A 24,792-nucleotide genomic window follows, 5' to 3' on the forward strand; every position below is an offset into this window, starting at 1 on the left:
AAAAATTAAAAGTACTGTGGTGTCAGCATTTTCGTGTCTTTTCTCTTCTTGAAGAAGTAGTAGCCCACCGACACTTCGTGGGTGTTGAAGCCTCCGAGGCCGTTCAGCATTTTATCGTAGGCATAGCCCACGCGCAGGGTCTTCAGCACCTGCAGCTCGGCAATCATGGCCACGGCCGTACGCTTGGTAATGCCCTCGCCCTCGGCACCGCCGAACAGCTCCATGCTGGTGCGGTAAGAGCTGCCCAGCCACAGCCGGTCGCTCAGCAGCACAAAGGCATTCAGGTCTATGTTGGCCGGGGCATGGAAATCCTCCTTCACCAGCACACTCGGCTTAAACTTGAGGAAAGGGCCCACATCAAACACATAGCCTGTGGTAAAGTAAAAGTGGCGCTCAGGCTCTATCTGCTCCATGTCTTCGTACTGCACCAGGTCGGAGGCAGACAGGCCCGCATAAAAACGGGGAGTGTGGAAATAAGCGCCCAGCTTAACGTCCGGCTTGATGGAAGTCTCTTTGCCGGATGGAATGGAGGGGTCGCCCTCAATACCCAGTTTGGAGCCGTCCATGGTGTACTGCACCAGGCCGGGGGCTATGCCCAGGCTCATGACGGCGTTCGCGCTCAGGGGCAGCTTTACGGCGGCATTGGCATACACGCTGAGCGTGCTCTGCGCGCCGATTTCGTCGCGGGTCATGCCCAGGCCCAGGCCAAGCCTGTTGTTGGCCACCACGCCGTCCAGCGCCAGTGCCTGCGTGTTAGGCGAGCCTTCCACGCCCGTCCACTGCGAGCGGTGCAAAACATTCAGGTTCAGCACGTTCTTGCTGCCGGTATAGGCCGGGTTAATCCCCATGCTGTTGAAAATGTACTGCGAGTACTGCGGATTCTGTTGGGCGCTGGCCGCCGTTGTAAACAGCAGGGCCAGCAAAAAGTAAATTATTTTCATTTTCATTGAAGTTTCAGATTTGACCACCACTGCTTATCGGAAGAGGGTTACATACCCTGTGAATTCTTTCACCACGCCCTCGCACACGGTTACCCTCGCCTTGTAGAAGTAAGTGCCCTGCTCCAGGCTATTGCCGCTCCAGTCGTTTCCGTAGTTCTTGGTTTTGTAGACCTCAGAGCCCCAGCGGTTGAAGATGGTCACTTCGCTGTTCGTAAACTTGTCCAGGTTTCTGATGACCCACGTATCGTTGTTGCCGTCGCCGTTCGGGCTAAAGGCCTTCGGGAAGCTGAGCTGGCCGTCGGCAAGGGAGATGTCGATGCTGGCGCTGGCGGCAAGGCTGCCGCAGGTGCCGTTGAGGGCAACCACCGTTACCTGGCCAGTTGCCGTAGTGCTCTCCGCCTTTACTTTGATGGTGCTGGTTCCCTGCCCGGCGGTGATGGTGAAACCGGCAGGCACCGTCCAGGTGTAGCCTGTTACGCCCGGCACAGCATCTACGCTGTAAGTAAGGCCGTCGCACACGCTGCTGTTGTCGTGGATGGTGGCTGGCATAAGGGGCGGCTCCGAGATGGTTACCGCCAGCGTAGTGGCACTGCCGGTGCCACAGCCGTTGGTACCTTTCACGCTGATGGTGCCTCCGGCAGTTCCGGCTTTTACCTGAATGGTGGCCGTTCCCTGTCCGCTCACGATGCTCCAGCCAGCTGGCACTTCCCATGTATATTCCGCTCCCGCCTCCGGGTTGGCGAAGGTATAAGTCAGGTTCTCAGAATCGGCGCATACCGCTGAGTTACCGGTAATGCTGGCCGGGGCAGCCGGAGCTGTTGTGCCTTTCACGGCCAGCGTAGCAGCCTCTCCGTCGCCGCATTTGTTCGTCACTGTCAGCGCCACGTTACCGGAGCCGCTGCCCGCCTCCACACTGATGGTCGGGGTGCCCTGGCCGCTTTTGATAGTCCAGCCCGCAGGCACGGCCCAGGTATAGCTGGTGGCGCCTGCCACCTGTGCGGTGCTGAAGGCAAGGGTGGTGCCCACACAGCTGCTGGTGTTACCCGTGATGGTGGGCTTAGCCGGTTTGGCAGACACGCTTACCTGGAGTGAGGTGGCAGCGCCCGCGCCGCAGCTGTTGCTGCCACTTACAGCGATGGTACCGCCCGCGTTACCGGCTTTTACCGTGATTGACCGCGTGTTCTCTCCGGAAACAATCGTCCAGCCGGTGGGCAGGGTCCAGGTGTAGCCTGCCGTGGCACCGGTTACCTCTGCAACGGTATATGTCGTCTGTGAGCCGGCACAGACATCACTGCTGCCGATGATGGCAACGGGGGCGGCTGGTTTCGGGGCGACAGTGATTACTTTGGTGGCCGCCTCTCCGAACAGCGCGCAGCTGTTTTTCGCTCTCACGGTCAGTGTGCCTCCTAGGCTGTTCTCCGGCACCGTCACAGTTACCGTAGCCGTGCCCTGTCCGCTCACTATCGCTACCCCTCCGGTTACGCCCCACTCATATGTGGCGTCGTCGCCCAGGCCGGTGGCGGCATAGGTATACGTTCCGCCGTTCGCACATACGGAGGCTGTGCCACCTGTAATGGTTGGCTTGGCTGGCGCCCCGGTCAGCTGCACTGCCAGGCTCGCGCTGGCTTTGGTGCCGCACTGGCTCTCAACCGCTACGCCGATCACGCCGGGCAGTATGCTGGTGCCTGCGTTTACAACAACAGTGTTCTGCTGCTGCGATACCAGCGTCCAGCCATCCGGCAATGTAAAGACATAGGTGGCCCCGATAACCGGGGTGGCGGTATAGGTTATGTTCTGAGAGCTGATGCAAAGGCTGGCTTGCCCGGTCAGGGTTATTGCCAGGGTAGGGCAACTCACCGGAATGATAACTGTGTCTTCGTCATTATCAGGGTTAGTGTCTTTATTGGGATTTTCACCAGGATTCTCACCAGGAGTCTCGCCGTTGCCGCCGTCGCTGCCATCAGGCTGGGATATAACGGCTATGTTGCGGATGGTGCCAGATTTTTCGATGCGGGCTACCACAGTCAGGGTGGCGGTTGCGCCTTTGGCGAGGTCGCCCACCTGGTATATGCCCGTCACCGGGTCAAAAACACCCTGTGTTACCGTGCTGCTTATATATACCAGCCCGGCAGGGAGCTGCTCCGTTACGATAACGTTGCCTGCCGCATATGGGCCCGCATTGCTGGCTACGATGGTGTAGGTCACAACATCGCCTACAAAGTATGGTCCGTCGCTCACCGCTTTTGTGACGCTCAGGTCATAAGACTCCACTGGCACCACAATCGGGTCTTCGTCGCTGTTGTCGTCCGGGTTCGGGTCGGGGTTGTCGCCCCCAATGTCCACGCCGTTCGTAATCTGTCCGGCCGCCGTCACCCGGAACACCAGCGTCAGTGTCAGGCTCTCCTGGTTCGCCATCTCACCGATTGTCCAGATGTTGGCCGCCGCGTCATAGGTGCCGCGCTCAGGTGTGGCGCTTACGAAGGTGAGGCCCGCCGGGAGTTTCTCCTTCACCTCAACGCCGAATGCCCCGCCCGGTCCGTTGTTCGTGGCCGTGATGGTGTAGGTCACCTCGGCGCCTACCGTCGGTGCCGCGTCATCTGCCACTTTGACTACCGTCAGGTCCGACTCGATGGTAACAGGAAGGTAAATGATGTTGAAGTCGAGGTTAACAGCGCCTGCGAGCGAAATAGCACGCCCGTTGATGCTGGCGCCCCGGTTTAAAGTAATGTCGTTTTGGGCAATAATGTTGCCCAGAAAAGCGGTGGAGGCACCCAGCGTGACATGCTTGCTCACCACCCAGTACACGTTCTTCGCCTCGGCGGCGTTTGTCGTGCTCACGCTCGGCGTGGGGTTGGGCACCGTGGGCGGGGATACCGCGAAGTTTCCGTCGATGACAAATATAAACAGCGCGTTCGGGTCGCCTTTGCCGTCCAGCACCAGCGACCCGTTCAGGGCAGCATCGCCGTTTATTTTATATACCCCCGGATTAACCACCTGGCGTCCGCCCAGCGGCAGGCTGAGCGGCCCGGTAGCGGCTTTGCCGCTCAGGTTGTCGAAGGCAGCCCGCGCATGTTGCTGCGCCTCGGCGGCAAACTCATTCCCTATCTCCTTCCGGCCGGAGATGAACAGGTATTCCTCCCCGATGATGGTGCTGCCGGCATGGATGCCCACGTTGCCCTCAATGCCGGTAATCTCATTGGGGTTGTTGTTTATCTGGGTGGCCGCCAGCACGCCGAAGCTGGTTGCCCGCCCGAGGATCGGGTCTGACTGCGCGAAGCTAAGGGTGACGCTCGCAGCCAGAAAGAGGTAGCTCAAGAGTAAAGTTCGAATCATAGGAATATACTTACAAGAATTATTGATTCATTAAACACCGAAACAACTGTAACCTTATATATAAATATATGGCTAACAATATTAATTACTCTTTTTTCTGAATTATGTTGCCTGGCAAGGCAGGTTTTTCCAGATAAATATAAAATAATCTGAATATATTGATTTGGGTCCTATATAAGGTGCCTATTTTACTTGGTAACCGGCCTGCTTTTAAGGGAGTTTGGATACTAAAGACTGACAATTTTAAACAAAAATACTGATATTTATATATAAAGGGATAAAATATATAAGATATATAAAATATGCTGTTTCGAACAGGCTAAAAAGGAGGTTTCCAGCGGGTTATGCGACCGCGCGCAACAGTGACTGGCAAAGGCAGTGCAACAAAAAAGCCCTGCCGCAGATTCTGCGGCAGGGCTTTTCTCCTCTATCGGAGGCTATATAGGATTACACGTTCACGTGGCGTTCGGCGTGGTAAGAGGAGCGCACCAGCGGGCCCGACTCCACATACTTGATGCCCCGGTTCAGGCCCTCCTCGCGGTAGTGGGCGAACAGGTCGGGGTGGATGAACTCCGCCACCTCCAGGTGCATCTTGGTTGGCTGCAGGTACTGCCCCAGCGTCAGGATGTCGCAGCCGTTCGCGGCCAGGTCGTCCATTGCCTCGTACACCTGCTCGCGCGTCTCGCCAACACCCAGCATAATGCCGGTCTTGGTGCGCTTGCCATATTCCTTGGTGCGGCGAATCTGCTCCAGGCTGCGCTCATACCTGGCCTGCGGCCGCACGCGGCGGTACAGAGCCTTCACCGTCTCCATGTTGTGCGACACCACCTCCTGCCCGGGGGAAATCATCGTAATCAAGGCGTCCCAGCTTGCTTTCACATCCGGAATCAGGGTTTCAATGGTCGTGGCGGGCGAGAGCAGCTTTACCTGTTTTACCGTTTCATGCCAAATGGCGGCGCCACGGTCTTTCAGCTCGTCGCGATTAACGGAGGTGATCACAGCGTGCTTCACACCCATCAGTTGGATGGCCTCCGCCACGCGGCGCGGCTCATCCTCGTCGTACTCGTTGGGTCGGCCGGTGGCCACCGCGCAGAACGAGCAGCTGCGGGTACACACGTTCCCCAGTATCATGAAGGTGGCCGTGCCCGCGCCCCAGCACTCGCCCATGTTGGGGCAGTTGCCGCTCTCGCAGATGGTGTGCAGCTTATATTCGTCTACGATGCTTCTTACTTTGGCGTACTCCTTCCCGACCGGCAGCTTTACGCGCAGCCAATTGGGCTTACGGGGCTGGCCCAGCGCGTTCAGCCCCTCGGGCGTGGCGTTGGGCTGTATAACCGGAAGTGTCATTAATTCATCCATGGTGCAAAGATAGGAGTTATGCGTGAAGAGGCTGCCGCCCGGGCCAAAATAAAAACGCGCGGATTCGCCTTCTCAACGATTTGTTTTCTTAACAAAGGGCTGGCACCATTTGTTCGGCGGCAGCTTACTCGCGGCTGCCGTAATAGAGGTTGAGGTACACCGAGGTGAAGGTCTTTTTGTTGCTGGCGTTGGGGATGATGATGGGCGTGCTGGCAAATCGCTCCACCACAAAGCCCACCTCAATGCCCGCGATGCTCTCGCGGTAGCGGCCGTACTCAAAGCTGAGGCCCGCCTTCAGATGCACTCCCGGCTTCAGCTTCATCTCGCCCAGCCCCCTGAACACGTTGTCGCTGCCCATGATGTAGTCGCGGTCCAGGTGCTTGCTGGGGTCGTACTGCTCGGTGCGGATGCTGGTGCCCTGGCCCCCGTAGTTGTAATCTATATAGTAAGGCACGAGCAGGCCGAGCGACGGGCCCACTGCCGCCAGCGCATTCACCTGCACCCCCGACTCAGGCGCCTTCTTGAACAGCACCAGCTCGCGGCCATAGCGCGGCCGCACCACAAAGAGGTAGTTCTGCTTGCCGTACACAAAGGCCTCGCCCGAGAGGGGGCTGAATTCGCGGTTTTCCTTCGGGTGCTTCACCTCCACTATCTCCAGGCCGCCAAACTGGTACATCCGGTCGCTCATATAATAAGAGGAGCGGACAAAGGCTCCGCCAATCAGGCCGCCGTTGGAGTTGAAGTTGACACCGTAGCTCAGCTCGTTCTGGAAGCTCTCATCTTCCTCGGACTGGGCTGTGGCCGGGGCGGCCGCCAGCAGCGCGAAAGCAAGCAGCAGTATAAGGGGTCGGACCAAGGATGTGTGTTTTAGATTATATAAAACTACGTAACTTTACGCTGATTTCAAAAACAGAGTTTATACCTATGGCTACCATAAAAAGCACGTACAAGGGGGACTTGCGCACTGCTGCCCGGCACCTCGCCTCCGGCAACACCATCATCACCGACGCCCCCGTCGACAACAACGGCAAGGGCGAGGCTTTCTCGCCCACCGACCTGGTGAGCGCCGCCCTGGGCTCCTGCATGATGACCATCATGGGCATCGTGGCCAACCGCGCCGACATCGACATCGACGGCATGGGCATCGAGATAACAAAGATAATGGCCGCGGAACCCCGGCGCATCGCCGAGGTGGTGCTGCACTTTACCATGCCCGCCGGCAAAACCTACTCCGACAAGGAGAAGGCGATGCTGGAGAACGCCGCCCGCACCTGCCCGGTGGCCCTCAGCCTGCACCCGGACGTAAAGCAGACCATCAGCTTCCAATACTAAACGCCCGGCGGCGCGGCGGCAGTATATATAACCGCTACGCCGCCACTTTTTTCTTCACGGCGTCCACCCCGATGCCCATATGGGAGGCGTCGTAGGTACACACGCCGTCCTGCACCAGCAGCAGCTGCGGCGACTGGTGCTGCACGTGCAGCACCTCGGCCACTTCGTTCGACACGGGGCGGTAGCGCAGCAGGTCCAGGTAGTAGGCCTTCACGTGGTCCAACCCGGCACCGTCCCACTGCCGCTCAATGCGGCTTTTGGCGGTGGCGCTGATGGAGCAGGAGGTGCTGTGCTTGAAAATCACCACCGGCGTCTCTTTCGATTCTGCGATTACTTCGTCCAACTGCTCTGTGCTTGTAAGCGGATGCCAGTTCATATATAAATATCCTTTCTCGTCGTTCGGTTAATTGCTTTTCTTTTCCCGCTTGTGCTTTCGCTTTTTGAAGATCCAGGCCCGCTTCACAGGTTTGCCGCTGTCGTTAAACCTGTAAACGGACCGTTCGTCCTGCTTTAGCCGCTTGCGGGCCGCCGCTCCCTTCCGGAAAGTATAGGCGTTGGTGTTGAGGTGCGTCTCTTTGTAGACAGGATCGGCCTGCTCTGCCTCTTTCAGCGATTTGCGCATTTCCCGCTCGTGCCGCTCGTGCGCCGTAAAGCTGATCTGCGCGTAGCCCGGCAGCGCCAGAAACAGGAGCAGCGTCAGGCATAGCAGCGCTGTTTTCGCCACTTTCCTGGTGTATGCGCCTTCTCCTGCCTTCCCCATCATAAGAGATTATACTCCTCCTGAAAAAAGTAGTTTCCCCTGCCTACCATATATGCCAGCCTCCTTTCTTCACCCTTCCATTCTTGTCGGTGGGCACTTTCACGGCCTCGAACCCCTGTCCTCCCTGTGTCTCCATCTTCACGCGGTTGCGCTTGCCGGTGGGCTTGGGGCAGGGAATGCCCTTGCGCTGGCAGCCGCTGCCCAGCACCAGTGTCAGGCAAAAGGCGGTTAGGAGAAGGGGGCATAGGGTGCGCATGAGGCTTTGGTTTTAAAAGTTCTTATATAGCTTATATATAATATTAAGTAAATTATAGCTTAATAGGCCAACATTTCCTCAACTTTCTGGCGGAGGCGCTGCTTGGGCAGAAACTCCTGCTCCAGCGGCGGCGCAAAGGGCACGGCCGTGTCGAGGCTGGCGACGCGGGCCACGGGGGCGTCCAGCAACTCAAAGCAGTGCTCGCCAATCCAGGCACTAATCTCCCCGCCTATGCCTCCTGTTAACGTATCCTCGTGCAAAATCAGTACACGGCCTGTCCTGTCCACCGCGGCGCGCACGGCCTCTTTGTCCCAGGGCAGCAGCGAGCGCAGGTCCAGTATATATAGGCTGGCATCAGCTAGCTCCTGTTGCAGCTGCTGCGCCCAATGCACGCCCATGCCGTAGGTGATGATGGTGAGGTCATCTCCTTCTGCCACGGTGCGGGCCTTGCCTATCTCCACGGTATAATAAGCATCGGGTATCTCCTGCGAAATGGCGCGGTACAGCAGCTTGTGCTCGAAATATAGCACCGGGTTCGGGTCTTCGATGGCGGCGTTCAGCAGGCCTTTGGCATCGTAGGGCGAGGAAGGGTACACCACTTTGAGGCCGGGGGTGTGGAAAAACCACGCTTCGTTGCTCTGCGAATGGAACGGGCCTGCCGCCGCGCCCGCCCCTGTCGGCATGCGCACCACCACATCGGCGTGCTGGCCCCAGCGGTAATGGCTCTTGGCCAGGTTGTTCACGATCTGGCTGAAGCCCGCGCTCACAAAGTCCGCGAACTGCATCTCCACCATGCTCTTTTTCTGCCGCACCGACATGCCCAGCCCCACGCCCAGTATGGCCGACTCGCAAAGTGAGGTATTACGCACGCGCTCTTTGCCGAACTGGTCTACGAAGCCTTCCGTCACTTTGAACACGCCGCCGTATTCGGCAATGTCCTGGCCCATCAGCACCAGTTCCGGGTAGCGCTCCATGCTCTGGCGCAAAGCATCCGATATGGCATCCACGAAACGGCGCTCCGTTTTCGCTTCTGAAGCGGGCTGGATGACCTCCTGGTCGAAAGGCTTGTACATATCCTCCAACTCTTGCTGCGGGTTGGCTGCGGGCATGGGCGCGGCAAAGGCGGCCTGTAAACCGTTTTCTATCTCGGTTCTCAGCTCCGCTTTGATATTTTCCATCACCTTCTGCGTCAGGATCACCTCGTCCAGCAGGTACTTTTCAAAGTTCTCCACCGGGTCTTTCTTCGCCCATTTCTCAAACAGCTCCTGCGGCACGTATTTGGTGCCGCTGGCTTCTTCGTGGCCGCGCATCCTAAAGGTGATGGCCTCGATCAGCATCGGGCGCGGGTTCTTGCGGATACTGGCCGCCGCCTGCCGCACGGTATGGTACACCTCTATGATGTTGTTGCCGTCCACCTGCAGCGCATCGATGCCGTAGGCCGGGCCTTTGTCGATGAACTGCCCGAACTTAAACTGCTCGCTGCTCGGCGTGGACAAGCCGTAGCCGTTGTTCTCAATCATAAAAATAACCGGCAGGCCCCACACCGCCGCCACGTTCAGCGCCTCGTGGAAATCGCCCTCCGAGGCCCCGCCATCGCCGCTGAACACCAGCGTCACTTTCTCTTTTTTCTCCAGCAGGTCAGCCAGCGCAATGCCATCGGCTACAGCCAGCTGCGGCCCCAGGTGCGATATCATGCCTACAATATGGTGCTCGTTGCTGCCGAAGTGGAAGGAGCGGTCGCGGCCCTTGGTGAAGCCGGTTTCCTTGCCCTGAAACTGGGCAAACAGCCTGTCCAGCGGCACCTCGCGGCTCGTGAAAACGCCCAGGTTGCGGTGCAGCGGCAGGATGTATTCGTCTTTCTCCAAAGCCAGCGCCGACCCGACGGATATGGCCTCCTGACCGATGCCCGAAAACCACTTGCTCACCTTGCCTTGTCGCAGCAGCACCAGCATGCGCTCCTCAATCAGGCGCGGCTTCAGGATGGCGCGGTACAGGCTGATCAGTTCGTCCTCGGTATAGTCCTTGCGATTGTAGTTCATCTCTGAAAAAAGAAACCTTGTGGTAATGTGGCAAGTTACTATATCAGCGCATGACCTGAAATTTATGCCGCTAATTTTTAATTTTGTTGAAATTTAGACACAAGACGTTAGACTCAGGACACAAGACTTATATATGGATGAAGCAAGATTTCTTTCTTGATAGTCTTGTGTCTCATATCCTGTGTCCTGCGTCCATTCAAAAACATGATAGACTTCAAAGAATTTACCCTTGGCAACGGCCTGCGCGTGATCGTGCACGAAGACCACACCAGTCCCATGGCGGTGCTGAACGTGCTGTATGACGTAGGCTCCCGGGATGAAGAAGAGGCCCATACCGGTTTCGCGCACCTGTTTGAGCACCTGATGTTCAGCGGCTCCAAAAACATACCGGTATATGACGAGCCCCTGCAGCGCGTGGGCGGCGAGAACAATGCCTTCACCAGCCCCGACATCACCAACTATTACCTGTCGCTCCCGGCGCAGAACATCGAGACGGGCTTTTGGCTGGAGTCGGACCGCATGCTGGAACTGGCTTTCAGCGAGAACGGCCTGGAGGTGCAGCGCAAGGTGGTGGTAGAGGAGTTTAAGCAGAACTACCTGAACCAGCCGTACGGCGACGTGTGGTTGAAACTGCGCCCGCTGGCCTACAAGGAGCACCCGTACAAATGGGCGACCATCGGCAAGGAAATCTCTCATATAGAAGAGGCGACGATGGACATCGTGAAGGGTTTCTTCCGGAAGCACTACTCTCCGAGCAATGCCATTTTGGTGGTGGCGGGCAACGTGACGTTTGAACGGGCAAAAGAACTGGCCGAGAAATGGTTTGGGCCGATTCCTGCCGGAGAGCGATATGTGCGCAACAACCCGAAGGAGCCAAAGCAAACGGAGCCGCGCGTGCTGGAGACAAGCGCCGACGTGCCGCTGAGCGCCATATATAAAGCCTACCATATGCCCGCCCGCACCGAGGCCGACTACTACGCCGTGGACCTGGTCAGCGACATCCTGGGCAGGGGGAAGTCGAGCAGGCTATATGAGAAGCTGGTGAAGGAGCAGAAGCTGTTCAACTCTATCTCGGCATCGGTTTCCGGCTCGGTGGAACGCGGGCTGCTGGTGATACAGGGCAAGCTGAACGAAGGCGTGGACCTGCGGGAGGCCAATGCGGCCATCGAGGCCGTGAACCGGGAACTGATGGAGCGACTGGTGGACGAGGAGGAACTGAACAAGGTGAAGAACCAGGCGGAGACGTCTATCGTGTTCTCGGAGATCGAGCTGCTGAACCGCGCCATGAACCTGGCCTACTGCAAGCTGCTCGGCGATACCAACCTCATCAACCAGGAGGGCGAGAAGGTGCAGGCCGTGACGCCGCAGGATATCCTGCGCTGCGCCAAGGAAGTGCTGGACCCGAACAACTGCTCTACCCTGCTATATAAAGCAGAGAAAAAGAAGGCAAAGGCGGAGGCTGTCTGAATCAGGATTGGCAGGATGAAAGCATCCTGCCAATCCTGATTCAGACAGTGTACATCCCGCAACCTTATACACCCAAAGTTTGTATATACAAACATTATCCGTACCTTTGTACGCACAAATGACGTCATGCGCATAGAAGACGAAATACATCAGAGGGAGTTCAAGGATGACTACCGCCGCCTGCTGACAAACCTGCTGTTCACCAATAACTGGCTGAACCAGCAGCTCATGCCTTTCTTCAAAGACCTGGGCCTGACGCTGCAGCAGCACAATGTACTGGCCATCCTGCGCGGGCAGCATCCCGAACCCGTATGCTTCGGCGACATCCAGAACCGGATGGTGGACCGCAACTCCAACGTGACGCGCCTGATTGACAAGCTGATAGAGAAGGGCTACGTGACCCGCGACATCTGCCCGTTCAACCGCCGCATGATTGAGGTGCGCATCACGGAACCGGGGCTGCGCAAGCTGCAGCAGGTGGATGACAACTTCCCGAAGCTCTTTGCCAAGCTGCACAACCTGACACAGGAGGAAGCCGTTTTGGCAAGCAACCTGCTGGACAAGCTGCGCGGATAATCTGCTTTTTTACCTATATATTTGTATATACAAGTAATGTACAAACCTAAATAACTGACTATGAAAGACATTCAGATAAAAGACGCCACCATACCGGCGCTTGGCTTCGGCACTTACCAACTGGAGGAAGAAACAGCCCACGAACTGGTGACCGCCGCCCTTGCCACCGGCTACCGCCACATAGACACCGCCCAGATGTACCGGAACGAGGAGGCTGTAGGCGCAGCCATCAAAGAAGCAACGGTGGCCCGTGAAGAGGTTTTCCTGACGACGAAGGTGCTACCTTCCAACCTCGCAAAAAAGACCTTTCTGCTCTCGGTGGAGGAGAGCCTGCAAAAGCTGAAGACAGACTACGTGGACCTGCTGCTGATTCACTGGCCCAATGCGGAAGTGCCTGTGGAAGAATATACAGGCGAGCTGGTGAAGGCGCAGGAAAAGGGTTACGCTAAACATATCGGCGTGAGCAACCATACTACGGCGCTGCTCGACAAGGTCCTGGCCACGGGCGCCAACATCATCACGAACCAGGTGGAGTACCACCCTTTCCTCAACCAGGACAAGCTATACCATTACCTGCGCGCCCACGACCTGACCCTGACGGCCTACAGCCCGATTGCCCAGGGAAAAGTGATGGGCAACGCTACTTTAAAAAGCATCGGGGAGAAACACGGCAAGAACGAGGTGCAAATCGCGCTCCGCTGGCTCCTGCAGCAGGACGGGGTGCTGGCCATTCCGAGGTCTTCGAAGGAAAGCCATATGCGATCCAACTTCGATGTCTTCGATTTTGAGCTGACGCCCGGGGAGGTACAGCAGATTGACAGGCTGAAGCAGGAGAACACGCGCCTCGTGCATCCCGCCTGGGCCCCGGCCTGGGACTGAGGCAATTTTGAATAAAGAATTTTGAATAACTGAATAGTTGCGTTACCGAGAGGTACCCTGCTGATACTTGATAAATGATAACTGACAAATGGAAAAGCAACCACTATTAAAACCGATAACACTACACGACCTGGAGTTGAAGAACCGGGTCATCATGGCCCCGATGACGCGAAGCCGCGCCGACAACGCAGGCAATGTGCCCAACGACATCATGGTGACCTATTACACGCAGCGCGCCGGCGCAGGACTCATCATCACGGAGGGTTCACAGATTTCGAAGCAGGCGGAAGGATATATAAACACACCCGGCATCTATACCGAAGAGCAGGTGGCAGGCTGGAAGAAAGTAACGGAGGCCGTACACGCCGAAGGCGGCAAAATCTTCCTGCAGTTGTGGCACGTAGGCCGCATGTCGCACCCCGATTTCCAGGGCGGCGACTTGCCCGTGGCTCCTTCCGCCATCAACCCGAACGCCAAGTCTTTCACGCCCCAGGGCTTCAAGGACACGGTTACGCCGCGCGAGCTGACCGTGCCTGAAATCAGGCAGATTGTGCAGGACTACAGAAAAGCGGCGAAGAATGCCATGGCCGCAGGCTTCGACGGGGTGGAGATACACGCCTCCAACGGCTACCTGCTGCACCAGTTCTTTGTGAGCACCGCCAACGTGCGCACCGATGCATATGGCGGCTCCAAAGAGAACCGGGCGCGCATCCTGTTCGAGGTGCTGGAGGCGGTGAAGGAAGCCGTTCCGGTAGAGCGCATCGGCATCCGCCTGAACCCGAGCCTGCACGGAGGCTTCGGCATTACCGTGAACGAGGACACCATCCCGACCTACGACTATATCATTGAGAGGCTGAACAACTACCAACTGGCGTACCTGCACCTGACGGAGGCTTCGCCCGCTACGTACGAGGTGCCGTTTATAGAGCCACATATAGCCAAACGCTATCGCCCTGTATATAAAGGCAACCTGATGATCAACGGCGGCTTTACGCAGGAAAAAGGAAACGAGGTGATCGAGGCAGGCGATGCGGACATGGTGGCCTTCGGGGTGCCGTTTATCGCCAACCCGGACCTGCCGGAGCGCTTCGCCCAAAACGCGGAGCTGCAGGCGGCCGACCAAAACACCTTCTACGCACCAGGTGTGAAAGGCTATATAGATTACCCATCGCTGGCAGAAGCATAAGCCTGCGTTATATATGGCCCAGCAAAACAGCCAGCCGCCGCAAGAGGCGGCTGGCTGTTTCGTTTGTGGCAAGTGCGGGCGCAGGGCAAAGCTTTATGTATCAAAAACAAGGCAATGTTTACCTATTTCAGCACAAATTAAGCTACTTTTACTTTTTGCATCCTGCCGCTGAAGGGCGGCGCGAGCGGCTTAAAGCAAGCGTACAACTATGAAACTGAAAATAAGAACCGGCTTCGGCTACGATGTACACCAGTTGCAGGAAGGGCTTGATTTCTGGCTCGGCGGCATCCGGGTGCCGCACACGCACGGGGCGCTCGGGCACTCCGACGCCGATGTGCTCATCCACGTGATTTGCGATGCCCTGCTGGGCGCGGCGAACATGCGCGACATCGGCTTCCACTTCTCCGACAAAGACCCCAAGTACAAGGGCATCGACAGCAAAATCCTGCTGCGGGAGGTGGTACACCTGCTGGCGCTGGAAGGCTACGAAATCGGAAACATCGACTCCACCGTCTGCCTGCAGGAGCCGAAGGTGAACCCCCATATCCCGGCCATGAAAACATGCCTGGCAGAGGTGATGGGCATCCCGGAAGAGGATATCTCCATCAAGGCCACCACCACCGAGCACTTGGGCTTTGTGGGCAAAAAGGAAGGGGTGGCCGCTTTTGCAACTGTTTTGATACAAAAGCAGTAGGTAACGGGGCACCGCTCCCGACACCCCTGTACCTGCGCCTTTACCTTTCGCTTGGCGCGGCGATGTGAAACAAACACCTTATCCAACCAATGGTATATATGAAGCGATACATTTATGGTTACGTGCTGCTGGCCGCCCTCGGGTTTGGCTGCGCCAAGACGCCCGCAACTTCCACTACCTCCACCACCGAAACCAGCACACCCGCCATCGTGACCGACACAGCCGCGCTCAGCGAAGCCGCGCCGAAATACGCCGCTACCGTCACCGCCGCCGACCTTTCCAGGCACCTCACCATCCTGGCCTCGGATGAGTACGAAGGCCGCAACACCGGCGAGAAAGGCCAGAAAATGGCAGCCGAGTATATTTCCCGCGAGTTCCGCGAAGACGGCCTGGCCGGGCCTGTCAAAACTAATTCTGCCAACCCCTACTACCAGACTTTCGAATTGGAAAAGAGCATGTGGGGCGATGGCTATATGACCGTTGGGGAGGAGAAATACCTGATGATGAAGGATTTCTTCGTGCTGGGCAACACTCCTTTCCAGACCGAGCAGGCCGTGGACGTGGTGTTTGCCGGGTACGGGATTGATGACGCCAACTACTCGGACTACACCAACCTGGATGCAGAGGGAAAAGTGCTGGTGGTGCTGGCCGGGGAGCCCAAAGGAGCTGATGGGAATTACCTGGTGAGCGGCACCGGCAAAGCCTCCGACTGGGGCAACGACTACCGCACCAAGCGCAACGCCGCCACCGAGCACGGCGCCAAAGCCGTGATGATTGTGACGGGCACCAACCCAGGCGAGTTCAACAGTCTGACGCAGCGCTACAAGGCCTATGCCAACCGCCCGTCCCTTGGCTTGAAGAGCAGCGCCGAAAACCCATCCGCAGCCACCATCTTTATATCGCCGGTGGCGGGCGCGGCCTTGCTGAGCACCACCACCGAGAAGCTCCTGAACTACAACAAGCAGGTGGCCACGGCCGGTAAGCCCGTTGCAGCCAGCTTCACCGCCGCCAAGGACGCCAAGATCATGACGGAGCGCATATCTGACCCGCTGCCAACCGAGAACGTGCTGGGCTATATAGAGGGCACCGACAAAAAGGACGAGGTAGTGGTGCTGACGGCGCATTACGACCATGTGGGGATGGACACCACCCTGCAGGGCGACCAGATATATAACGGCGCCAACGACGACGGCTCGGGCACGGTGGCGGTCATAGAAATAGCCGAGGCGTTTGCCCAGGCCAAGAAAGACGGCTACGGGCCGCGCCGCAGCGTGCTGTTCATGACCGTGACGGCCGAGGAGAAAGGCCTGCTGGGCTCGGAGTATTACTCCGCAAACCCGGTCTTCCCGCTGGAGAACACAGTGGCCGACATCAACATCGACATGATCGGCCGCATGGACACGGAGCATGAGAAAACCAACAACAGCAACTACATCTACTCCATCGGGGCCGACAAGCTATCTTCGGAACTGCACGAGATAAACGAGGCGATGAACGGGAAGTACGTACACCTGGAGCTCGACTACACTTACAACGATGAGAACGACCCGAACCGCTTCTACTACCGCTCCGACCACTACAACTTCGCCAAGCACGGCATCCCGATCGTGTTCTACTTCAACGGCGTACACGAAGATTACCACCAGCCCTCCGACGAGGTGGACAAGATAATTTTTGAGAGCGCCGAGAAGGTGGCAAGGCTGGCGTTCCACGTGGCCTGGGAGCTGGCCAACCGCGAGAACCGCATCGTGGTGGACAGCAACAAGAAATAGTTTTGAATTACGAGTTCGGAGTTTTGGATTCCAACTCGGAACTCGTAATTCGTAATTCCAACAGTATGAGTAAACTGAAACAGTTTCTGCTGGATGCAGAGGCAAAGTCCTTCGACCAGGGCCACCGCGCCACCATCCGCTTCAACATCGGCAAGTACAATGCCGCTGTGCAGCGCGGCCTTACCCAGTACACCGACCACGAGCTGGCCCGCGAGCGCGGCTCTTTCATAAAAACCAACGCCATCAACAACCTCGACAAGTACCTGATGGAGTTCGAGGCCAACTTCACGGCCCGGGGCGGCAAGGTGATATGGGCCCGCGACGCGCAGGAGGCGCTGAAGGAGATCGGTGAGATCATGAAGCGCAAGCGTGCCCGCTCGGTGGTAAAGTCCAAATCGATGACGACGGAGGAGATACACCTGAACGAGTACCTCGAGAAGAACGGCATCGAAACGGTGGAAACCGATCTGGGCGAGTACATCGTGCAGTTGGCCGAGCAGCGGCCCTACCACATCGTGACGCCGGCCATGCACATGTCCAAAAAAGACATCTCGGACCTGTTCGTGCGCAAGCTCGGCATCCCGCCCACCGACAACGCCGAGGAACTGGTGGCCGTGGCCCGCAAGCTGCTGCGCGAGAAGTACACCGCCGCCGAGGTGGGCATCACGGGGGGCAACTTCCTGATTGCCGACGTGGGCGGCATCGCCGTGACGGAGAACGAGGGCAACGCCCGCCTCTCCACCACCTTCCCCAGAACGCACATCGCCATTGTGGGCATCGAGAAGATGATTCCGTCTATCATGGACCTGGACCTGTTCTGGCCGCTCCTGAGCACCAGCGGCACCGGCCAGAACGTGACCATCTACAACACCATCCTGACGGGGCCGCGCCAGCCGAAAGAGAAAGACGGCCCGGAGGAGATGTACGTGGTGCTGCTCGACAATGGCCGCACCGACCTGCTGGCGCTGCCCGAGAAGCGTGAGGCCCTGAACTGCATCCGCTGCGGCGCCTGCCTCAATGTGTGCCCGGTCTACAAAAACATCGGCGGCCATACCTACGAGAGCACGTACAGCGGCCCTATCGGCTCCGTGATCACACCGCATTACAACGGCATGGCCGAGCACAAACACCTGAGCTTCGCCAGTTCCCTTTGCGGGGCCTGCACCTCGGTGTGCCCGGTCAAGATAAACATCCACAACCTGCTGCTGCTGAACCGCAAGCAAAGCGTGGACGAGGGGCTGGCCGACAAGCAGGAGACCACAGCGTTTAAGTTCTGGCTGAAGGCGATGAAGAGCCGCACGCTGCTGAACCTGGCCCCGGCCTTTGCCAAGAACTTCGTGCTGAAGCAGGTGCTGAAAGACACCTGGAGCAAACGCCGCGAACCGCTGCACGTGCCGCCAAAGTCGTTTAACCAGCTTTGGAAAGAGCGACGGAAATAAAGAAAAAGCCCGCTATATAGGAGGCCATACAGAAAAGGCCGCCGCAGGTAACCCTGCAACGGCCTTTTCTGTATGGCCTGGCCCGTGGTTTATATATGGGCAGGGCTGCAATCAAAACTTGCCTGCACAGCAAACGCCCGCACCCGGGCAGCCGGTACGGAAGAAGCGGGAAAGCAGCAGGAGGCCTGGCAGCCTCCCCCGCTGGGGCTATATCAGAATCTGGCGGCTGATGCTCTCGTCCAGCGAGATGAGCGTTTCGGTGCGCTGCACGCCTTCCAGGGCCTGCAGTTTCTCGTTCAGCACCTCGCGCAGGTGCTTGGTGTCGCGGCAGATAAGTTTGGCGAACATGCTGTAGGTGCCGGTGGTGTAGTGCAGTTCCACCACCTCCGGAATGGCGCGGATCTGCTCGACGGCCTCCTTGTACTCGGAGCCTTTCTCCAGAAAAACCCCAATGAAAGCGCAGATGTCGAACCCTACGGCCGAGGGGTTGATCAGCAGTTGCGCCCCCTTCACCACGCCCATTTCGTTCAGTTTCTTCATGCGCACATGTATCGTACCGCCAGACACGTTCAACTCCTTCGCGATATCGGTATAAGCACGCGTCACGTCCTGCATGAGCAGCCTTAAGATCTGCTTATCCAGATTATCGATTTCATAATTCATATGCTCCTATACTTGCTAGTATTAACAAAGTTGCAAATATAACACCATTTTCTTAAAAATCTAACAACAGCTAAAAATTCTATTTGTTGATTTTATAACTAAGCACTATATTTGTTACCTTTGTGCATAGCAAACAGTAAATATTTTACCAATTTAGCAAGAATATGGAGCAACAAACAACAGCAGCGTCAACGGCACTAGATGCTACACTAGGCCACCTGGGCCGGGCAATTCTACCAAAAGTGCTACAAGTGCAGCAAGGTATTGTTCGCGCCACGCATGAATTCATGTTCAAGAAGGGACTGACGCAGCTTATGCCGCTCATGCTCTCCCCCATCACAGACCCACTGAACCACGGGGTGGTCGATGCCTCCATACAGTATGCCGAGCAGCGCTGGAGCCTCACCAAGTCCATGATTTTCCATAAGCAGCTGGCCTTACTCAACCCTGCGCTCAACAGCCTGTACATCATTTCGCCTAACGTGCGCCTTGAGTTCGCGGACCGCGCCGACACCGGCCGCCACCTGTTCGAGTTCACGCAGATAGACTTCGAGTTCAAAAACAAGGACCGCTTCTATGTGATGGAGTTCATGGAGGAGCTGGTGAACTTCATCTTCGACCGCCTGAACAAAGAGCTCCCGGAGCTGCTGCTGGAACTGCGCGGGGAGCTGCTGCCGCAGTACGAGAAGTGGCCTGTATACCGCACCGAGAAGTTGGAGGCTGCGCTGGGGCCGGATTACGAGCACCTGAAGTCAGAGGAGGCCACCAGCCCGTTCTGGCTGCTGAACCACCGCCGCGAGTTCTACGACAAGGAGGACCCCAAAAGCCCGGGCACTTACCTGAACTATGACGTGATCTGGCCTGAAGGCTTCGGCGAGGGCCTGTCTGGCGCGGAGCGCGAGAACGAGTACAACCAGATAAAGAAGCGCATGGCCGAGGTAGGCACTAACGAGGAAATTTTCAAAAACTACCTGGAGATAGCCAAAGAGAACGGCCTGCCCAAGACTGCCGGCGGCGGTTTTGGCGTGGAGCGCATGACGCGCTTTATATGCCGCCTCAAAGATGTGAACGAGGCGACCGTTTTCTCGCGCAAGCCTTTTACCCAGGCTATTTTCTAAACTGCACCCAAACGGCCGCATTTACTTGCGCCAGCATATATGATATATGCATTTAAAAAGCCCGCTGCCACACAGCGGGCTTTTTTATTCGGCACCCGCGGCAAACCGCCCCCCGACATATTGCCGTAGTAGGATAGGGTTGTAAACAGAAATCATAGATACCTATCCCACATTCGTAATCAATTGTATGCCTATGCTCACCGGACGCGTCAACGCACCTGAACTATATACAGAGTCTGACTGGCTCAACACCAACCGCAACTGGTCTATCAAAGACTTTAGAGGGAAAATTGTGCTGCTCGATTTCTGGACTTTCGGCTGCATCAACTGCCAGCACATTGTGCCGGACCTGAAGCGGCTGGAGGAGGAGTTTGCCGATGTGCTGATGGTCATCGGGGTGCATTCCGCCAAGTTCGACGCCGAGAAGCAGAACGAAACCATCGGACAGGCCATCCGCAAGTTCGGCATAACACACCCGGTGGTGAACGACGCCAACTACAGGCTCTGGAACGAGTACGGCATCCGGGCATGGCCCACGGTGGTGCTCATCAACCCAAACGGCAAAGTGGTGGGCCAGCATGCGGGCGAGGGCGTGTACAACACGGTGCAACCCTATATCCAAAAGATGGCAGAGGAGTTTGCGCAGGCGCTGAACCGGGACCCGATTGATTTGCATATGGAAGAAAAGGCGGAGCGGTCGGCACTTTCCTTCCCCTCTAAGCTCCTTGCCGACACCGAAGGCCATCTGTACCTCTCCGACAGCGGGCACAACCGCATCCTCAAGCTAAATCCGGAGGGCCAGGTGCTGGACGTGATTGGCAGCGGCAGGCAGGGTTTTGAGAACGGCGGCTATGCGGAGGCTTCCTTTTACGAGCCGCACGGCATGGCGCTCCACAACGGCAGTTTATATATAGCCGACGCCAAAAACAATGCCATCCGCAAAGCAGACCTGGCGCAGCGGCAGGTGAGCACCGCCTCCGGCACCGGCGAACTGGAATATTATTTCAAGGACAGCAAGATTGGCGTGCCCGTCAACCCAAACAGCCCCTGGGATTTGCTGGCGCTCGGTAACAATTTATATATAGCCAGTGCTGGCAATCACCAGATCCTCCGCATGGATATGGGAACCGGACAAGTGTACCGCTTTGCCGGCAGCGGCCGCGAAGCCCTCACCGACGGGCTGCTGCTGGAGGCGGCCTTCAACCAACCGAGCGGGCTGGCCAGCAACGGCAACGTGCTATATATAGCCGACGCCGAAGCCAGCGCCATCCGGACCCTGAACACAGACTCGGGCATGGTGCTCACGCCGCTGGGCCGCGGCCTCTTCGATTTTGGGGATGTGGACGGGCCTGTAGACGATGCACTGCTGCAGCACTGCATGGGCGTGGAGATTATCGACAGCGATGTATATATAGCTGACACCTACAACGGCAAGATAAAAGTGCTGGACCTGAGCCGCCTGCGCGTCCGCACCCTGGCCGACGGCCTCAGCGAACCAAATGACCTCCTCTTTTTGAACGGACAGTTGTGGGTAACCAGCACCAACAGCCATCAATTGTTCAGAGTAGATTTACATACCGGGGAGAAGGAAGAGGTCGTGGTCCGGTTTTGAGCTCATATATGAGTTATATATAAAAGTAAGTATACTTCAAGTCTATGACTTGAAGTATTGGAATTCCTAAACTTCCACTTTTACACCTTTACCTCCGCCTGCTCCTGAGTGAGCGAGGAGCGTAGCCTGCGGAAGAACTTGAGCATCACCTGGAAAATGGGGCTTTGGATGAGACTGAAGAAGAACGTAGCGACAAATACAGGCCCGCCCAGGAAGTAGCCAATCACCAGCACCACCAACTCCACCACAATGCGGGCACGGCTGATGGATAGCTTTGTCCGGTCGGAGATGGCGAGCATGAACCCGTCGCGGGGGCCGGCACCGATGCCGCCCGCCACATACAAACCGCCCGCTATGCCAGCGATCACGATGGCGCAGGCCAGCAAAAGGTAATCTATATAGGTGTGGCTGGCATCAGGAAGGAAATCAAGCCACAGGAATAGATCCATGAACGGGCCTACCAGCAGCGCGTTGCCAAACGTGCCGATGTTGATGTACTCGCACTTCACGAACCAGGTAACGCACACCAGCAGCAGGCCCAGGAAGATGCTCCAGGTGCCGATGGTGAGGCCAAACTTCTGAAACAGCGCCACGTTCAGCACCTCCCAGGGGTGCAAGCCGAGGCACTTCACCTTCACGGCCATGGCGTTGCCAAAGCCGAACAAGATCAAGCCCAGGAAAAAGAATGTATAGGATATAACCCGGTCGCGCATTTCCGTTTCGCCTGTTGTCGCGGCGCTATATGTTCAAACAAAAGCGCCGCAAGAAAGCAAAATTATCCCGAAACGTCTTTGAAAAGCGGGCGAACTGCTGCGCCTGATTTAGTTAAACCTGTCACAAGCCGGTCCGAAGGCATATGCCTCTGGCTGCACGATCAATAGATATATAATTACGCCGCAGCCTGTTGCGCCAGCTGGCTTTTTACGCGCAGGGCCTGCTGTATATGGCGCTCCTCGTGCAGCACCACAAACTCCAGCGCCTCCCCGATGCGCAGCTTCAGCAGTTTGAAAAACTCCACCGGAACCGCTTTTTTGTGCAGGTTGGCTTTTTTTGCGTTCTGCAGCAGGCGCAGCAACTCGGCCTGATGTTGTTCAAACTCCTCCACGGTGGCACGGCCCAGGCTGCTGTTGATCGGGTTCATGTGCTTCACGGTTTTGTGCTTTTTCGTGTTCTGCGGCCGCACCATCTCCAATGACTTTTTGCCAAACCAGCTGTAGCTGATGCCCTGCACATAGGTGCCGTCGGAGTTGTTCTCAATGGCTTTGGCGAGGGCCGGGTTATAGTAGCGGCTGTAACGGTTCAGGTGCTCGAGGCACTCCAGGATGCTCCAGCTGTCGGGGTTGGTTTTGAAATTGAGCGAGGGCAGGGCCAGCGGGGCCAGGTCGGTGGCCACTGTCTGTTGCAGGCTGCGGATGGACTGGGTCAATTGCTCTAAGGTGCTCATAGTGGTCGTTGTTTTATGTGGTAGAGCAAAGGTATTTTGCACGCCGCTCCCAATCCTTGACGCCAATCAAGATTTACACCTTCAGGCGGCTCAGCGTCTCGGGCGACATGCGCAGGTAAGAGGCGATATACTTTTTGGGGATGTGCTGAAACAGGTGCGGGCTCCGCTGCATTACGCGCTGCAGGCGCTGCTCCGGCTCGGGCAACAGCAGGTCCACCTCCCGCTCTATCTTGCCCACCAGCGCTTTCTCCAGCTCCTGATACCAAAACTTTTTGATATTGGGCTGCTGCGCCATCAGCTGCATGAAATCTTTTTTGCTGATGCCCAGCAACTCGCTCCTTCGCAGCGCCTGTATATAGTAGGCAGAGGGTTTGGCGTCCACGAACGAGGGGAAGGAGACCAGCAGGGTGTTGGAATAGCCAAAGCCCACGCAGATTTCCTCGTCGGGCAGCGGGAAGTAGATGCGCAGCGCCCCGCTCACAACAAAGTACAGCCCCTGCTCCACCTGCCCCTGCCGTATCAGGAAGTCGTACCGGTTCAGCTGCACCCGCTTTTTCCAGAGCGGCACAAAGGCGTCTATATCCTCGGGGGTGAGGAAAGGGACTTGCTGGAGGAGGGTGCGGAGCATGGGGTTGTATTAATTTACAATGGCAAGTTTTAAGTGTTGGGGCTGTTTATTATACCACCTGATAGCATTGGAGCAAACACCTTTCATGAAAATATTTAGATCTACAAGGTCAGAACCGTCACATATATTCTCTGATGGCCTGAAATTAGATTTAGCGTGAACCACTTTGTTCCTGGTATTGTAAATAATCTTCCCTACCATATTGCTGGCCACTTTCAATTTTTGTGGTTCTGTTGAAGAGTTTAATTGTTTTTCCCCAATAGCACTGTAAACCTTCCTTTTAATGCTTTCAGGTAAATCTTCAAAGTGGTCAATTAAATTGAAGCATACATTGAAAGTAGACTTGATCAGTTCTTCATCTTTGAACCTGCTGCGGACTGATTCGGCTAAATCAAAAACAGACTTAATGTAGTCTCCATTTTCAAAGTTTCTCTTTGCCACTTTAAGCTTTTCACGCATTAATTCATGTGCCTCAATGCTGACCACAACAGGCGCAAAGTGTTCCAGTATCTTATAAAAGTTCAGAAACTTTAGTTCAGCTTCTTGAATTTGAATAGCTGAAACAAAAAGTCTCATGCCTTCATTATATGGTTCAATACACTTTACCTTTTCTACATGTCCAATCAAATCTTCCTCATTTTCAGATTCTCCATCATGATCTTCATAATCGAAAAGTGGAACGCTAATCTCTGATAAGTTTAGAGCTACTCCTGTACTATCAGCAATCTCGAAAATGTATGAGTTTACAATATTTAGTTCTTGCTCGTGCGATAGAGGGGCATTACTATATGTATATCTAACCTCAACAGCTAAATATGGTGAAGATATCACCCAAAAGCCATTATAGATCTCAAGCTTTGTAGCAGCCAAACCAACAAAGAATGAATCTTTTACAACATCAAGTTCAATACCTTCCTTTAATATAGTTTTTAAATTATATAATTTCTTAAGTAGATATTTATTGTTGGTAACATTTGAGCTTACGATATAGTATCTTCTGTTTTTTGTTCTGATCAAACCAGGATTGATTATCTCAAATGATTTTATTTCGGGTGAAAGCTCAACAAACTCTTCTAAAGACATTTTATGATGCTCTTCTTCTGAAGGAAAAAGAATCAAAACATATTGAGTAGAGGTGTCATCAAGATCTTCAGGATCAGATCCAATTCCTATTCTGGCAAACGGATCACGCCCTTCATTAAACCAACGGTAAGTGGTTTTGATATGATCAATAATTTCAAGACACAAGGAGTAGTTAGAATCTTTAGTTTCTTCCATAGTAATGTATGGTAAA

The 24,792-nt window shown here is 55.9% G+C and carries 23 protein-coding genes; 10 read left to right on the forward strand and 13 right to left on the reverse strand.

Features of this window, described 5'->3' with window-relative positions:
* Window positions 1-5 precede the first annotated feature (5 nt).
* The 4 genes from GSQ62_RS09825 to GSQ62_RS09840 form a co-directional block, all read right to left on the reverse strand.
* Entirely contained in the window at window positions 6-941 is a 936-nt protein-coding gene (locus GSQ62_RS09825; RefSeq protein ID WP_161889332.1) for a PorP/SprF family type IX secretion system membrane protein, read from the reverse strand.
* Window positions 942-974: 33 nt separating this feature from the next.
* On the reverse strand, window positions 975-4,274 hold the full coding sequence (locus GSQ62_RS09830; RefSeq protein ID WP_161889333.1) for an ice-binding family protein: 3,300 nt from the start codon (window positions 4,272-4,274) through the stop codon (window positions 975-977).
* Window positions 4,275-4,721: 447 nt separating this feature from the next.
* The gene (gene lipA, locus GSQ62_RS09835; protein WP_237587130.1) at window positions 4,722-5,633 is read right to left on the reverse strand and encodes a lipoyl synthase; all 912 of its coding nucleotides are present in this window, start codon (window positions 5,631-5,633) and stop codon (window positions 4,722-4,724) included.
* Window positions 5,634-5,757: 124 nt separating this feature from the next.
* Entirely contained in the window at window positions 5,758-6,489 is a 732-nt protein-coding gene (locus GSQ62_RS09840) for a hypothetical protein (protein ID WP_161889334.1), read from the reverse strand.
* Window positions 6,490-6,557: 68 nt separating this feature from the next.
* Here GSQ62_RS09840 and GSQ62_RS09845 point away from each other — a divergent pair, with 68 nt between their 5' ends.
* Entirely contained in the window at window positions 6,558-6,965 is a 408-nt protein-coding gene (locus tag GSQ62_RS09845) for an OsmC family protein (RefSeq protein ID WP_161889335.1), read from the forward strand.
* 34 nt (window positions 6,966-6,999) lie between these two features.
* Here the strand turns inward: GSQ62_RS09845 and ytxJ are convergent, their stop codons facing one another.
* Genes ytxJ through GSQ62_RS09865 form a run of 4 tightly spaced genes read right to left on the reverse strand, consistent with a single transcriptional unit; the run spans window position 7,000 to window position 10,020 of the window.
* Window positions 7,000-7,341 carry a bacillithiol system redox-active protein YtxJ gene (gene ytxJ / locus GSQ62_RS09850; RefSeq protein WP_161889336.1) on the reverse strand — a complete coding sequence of 114 codons (342 nt, stop codon included), beginning with the start codon at window positions 7,339-7,341 and terminating at the stop codon, window positions 7,000-7,002.
* A gap of 27 nt (window positions 7,342-7,368) precedes the next feature.
* Window positions 7,369-7,728: a hypothetical protein gene (locus tag GSQ62_RS09855; RefSeq protein WP_161889337.1), complete on the reverse strand. Its 360-nt coding sequence runs from the start codon at window positions 7,726-7,728 to the stop codon at window positions 7,369-7,371.
* A 40-nt stretch (window positions 7,729-7,768) separates the two neighbouring features.
* The gene (locus GSQ62_RS09860) at window positions 7,769-7,981 is read right to left on the reverse strand and encodes a hypothetical protein (RefSeq protein WP_161889338.1); all 213 of its coding nucleotides are present in this window, start codon (window positions 7,979-7,981) and stop codon (window positions 7,769-7,771) included.
* Between the two features lie 59 nt (window positions 7,982-8,040).
* Window positions 8,041-10,020 (reverse strand): alpha-ketoacid dehydrogenase subunit alpha/beta, encoded by a 1,980-nt coding sequence (locus GSQ62_RS09865; protein ID WP_161889339.1) that lies wholly within the window; start codon window positions 10,018-10,020, stop codon window positions 8,041-8,043.
* 204 nt (window positions 10,021-10,224) lie between these two features.
* Between GSQ62_RS09865 and GSQ62_RS09870 the strand changes: the two genes are divergently transcribed.
* The 7 genes from GSQ62_RS09870 to GSQ62_RS09900 all read left to right on the forward strand — a co-directional run bounded on the left by GSQ62_RS09870 (window position 10,225) and on the right by GSQ62_RS09900 (window position 18,033).
* Complete coding sequence (locus GSQ62_RS09870; RefSeq protein ID WP_161889340.1) at window positions 10,225-11,487, forward strand: M16 family metallopeptidase; 1,263 nt, start codon at window positions 10,225-10,227, stop codon at window positions 11,485-11,487.
* A gap of 126 nt (window positions 11,488-11,613) precedes the next feature.
* Window positions 11,614-12,063, forward strand: a complete 450-nt coding sequence (locus GSQ62_RS09875; protein ID WP_161889341.1) for a MarR family winged helix-turn-helix transcriptional regulator — start codon at window positions 11,614-11,616, stop codon at window positions 12,061-12,063.
* 60 nt (window positions 12,064-12,123) lie between these two features.
* Window positions 12,124-12,942, forward strand: a complete 819-nt coding sequence (locus GSQ62_RS09880; protein WP_161889342.1) for an aldo/keto reductase — start codon at window positions 12,124-12,126, stop codon at window positions 12,940-12,942.
* Between the two features lie 88 nt (window positions 12,943-13,030).
* Entirely contained in the window at window positions 13,031-14,128 is a 1,098-nt protein-coding gene (locus GSQ62_RS09885) for an alkene reductase (RefSeq protein ID WP_161889343.1), read from the forward strand.
* A gap of 208 nt (window positions 14,129-14,336) precedes the next feature.
* Window positions 14,337-14,822, forward strand: a complete 486-nt coding sequence (ispF, locus tag GSQ62_RS09890; protein ID WP_161889344.1) for a 2-C-methyl-D-erythritol 2,4-cyclodiphosphate synthase — start codon at window positions 14,337-14,339, stop codon at window positions 14,820-14,822.
* A gap of 98 nt (window positions 14,823-14,920) precedes the next feature.
* On the forward strand, window positions 14,921-16,594 hold the full coding sequence (locus GSQ62_RS09895; protein ID WP_237587131.1) for a M28 family peptidase: 1,674 nt from the start codon (window positions 14,921-14,923) through the stop codon (window positions 16,592-16,594).
* A 65-nt stretch (window positions 16,595-16,659) separates the two neighbouring features.
* Window positions 16,660-18,033: a LutB/LldF family L-lactate oxidation iron-sulfur protein gene (locus GSQ62_RS09900; protein WP_161889346.1), complete on the forward strand. Its 1,374-nt coding sequence runs from the start codon at window positions 16,660-16,662 to the stop codon at window positions 18,031-18,033.
* 207 nt (window positions 18,034-18,240) lie between these two features.
* Here the strand turns inward: GSQ62_RS09900 and GSQ62_RS09905 are convergent, their stop codons facing one another.
* Entirely contained in the window at window positions 18,241-18,696 is a 456-nt protein-coding gene (locus GSQ62_RS09905) for an Lrp/AsnC ligand binding domain-containing protein (RefSeq protein ID WP_161889347.1), read from the reverse strand.
* Window positions 18,697-18,860: 164 nt separating this feature from the next.
* Between GSQ62_RS09905 and GSQ62_RS09910 the strand changes: the two genes are divergently transcribed.
* Window positions 18,861-19,814 carry an asparagine synthetase A gene (locus GSQ62_RS09910; RefSeq protein ID WP_161889348.1) on the forward strand — a complete coding sequence of 318 codons (954 nt, stop codon included), beginning with the start codon at window positions 18,861-18,863 and terminating at the stop codon, window positions 19,812-19,814.
* 187 nt (window positions 19,815-20,001) lie between these two features.
* A complete protein-coding gene (locus tag GSQ62_RS09915) occupies window positions 20,002-21,426 on the forward strand; it encodes a thioredoxin-like domain-containing protein (protein ID WP_237587133.1) in 1,425 nt (474 codons plus the stop codon).
* Window positions 21,427-21,506: 80 nt separating this feature from the next.
* Here the strand turns inward: GSQ62_RS09915 and GSQ62_RS09920 are convergent, their stop codons facing one another.
* From GSQ62_RS09920 to GSQ62_RS09935, 4 genes are all read right to left on the reverse strand, one after another.
* Entirely contained in the window at window positions 21,507-22,139 is a 633-nt protein-coding gene (locus GSQ62_RS09920; protein ID WP_161889349.1) for a YczE/YyaS/YitT family protein, read from the reverse strand.
* A 176-nt stretch (window positions 22,140-22,315) separates the two neighbouring features.
* Window positions 22,316-22,870, reverse strand: a complete 555-nt coding sequence (locus tag GSQ62_RS09925) for a DinB family protein (RefSeq protein WP_161889350.1) — start codon at window positions 22,868-22,870, stop codon at window positions 22,316-22,318.
* Between the two features lie 73 nt (window positions 22,871-22,943).
* Complete coding sequence (locus tag GSQ62_RS09930; RefSeq protein ID WP_161889351.1) at window positions 22,944-23,498, reverse strand: Crp/Fnr family transcriptional regulator; 555 nt, start codon at window positions 23,496-23,498, stop codon at window positions 22,944-22,946.
* 9 nt (window positions 23,499-23,507) lie between these two features.
* Window positions 23,508-24,776 (reverse strand): hypothetical protein, encoded by a 1,269-nt coding sequence (locus GSQ62_RS09935; protein ID WP_161889352.1) that lies wholly within the window; start codon window positions 24,774-24,776, stop codon window positions 23,508-23,510.
* Window positions 24,777-24,792 lie beyond the last annotated feature (16 nt).

Origin of the sequence: Pontibacter russatus, assembly GCF_009931655.1 — a bacterium.
Lineage (GTDB): Bacteria > Bacteroidota > Bacteroidia > Cytophagales > Hymenobacteraceae > Pontibacter > Pontibacter russatus.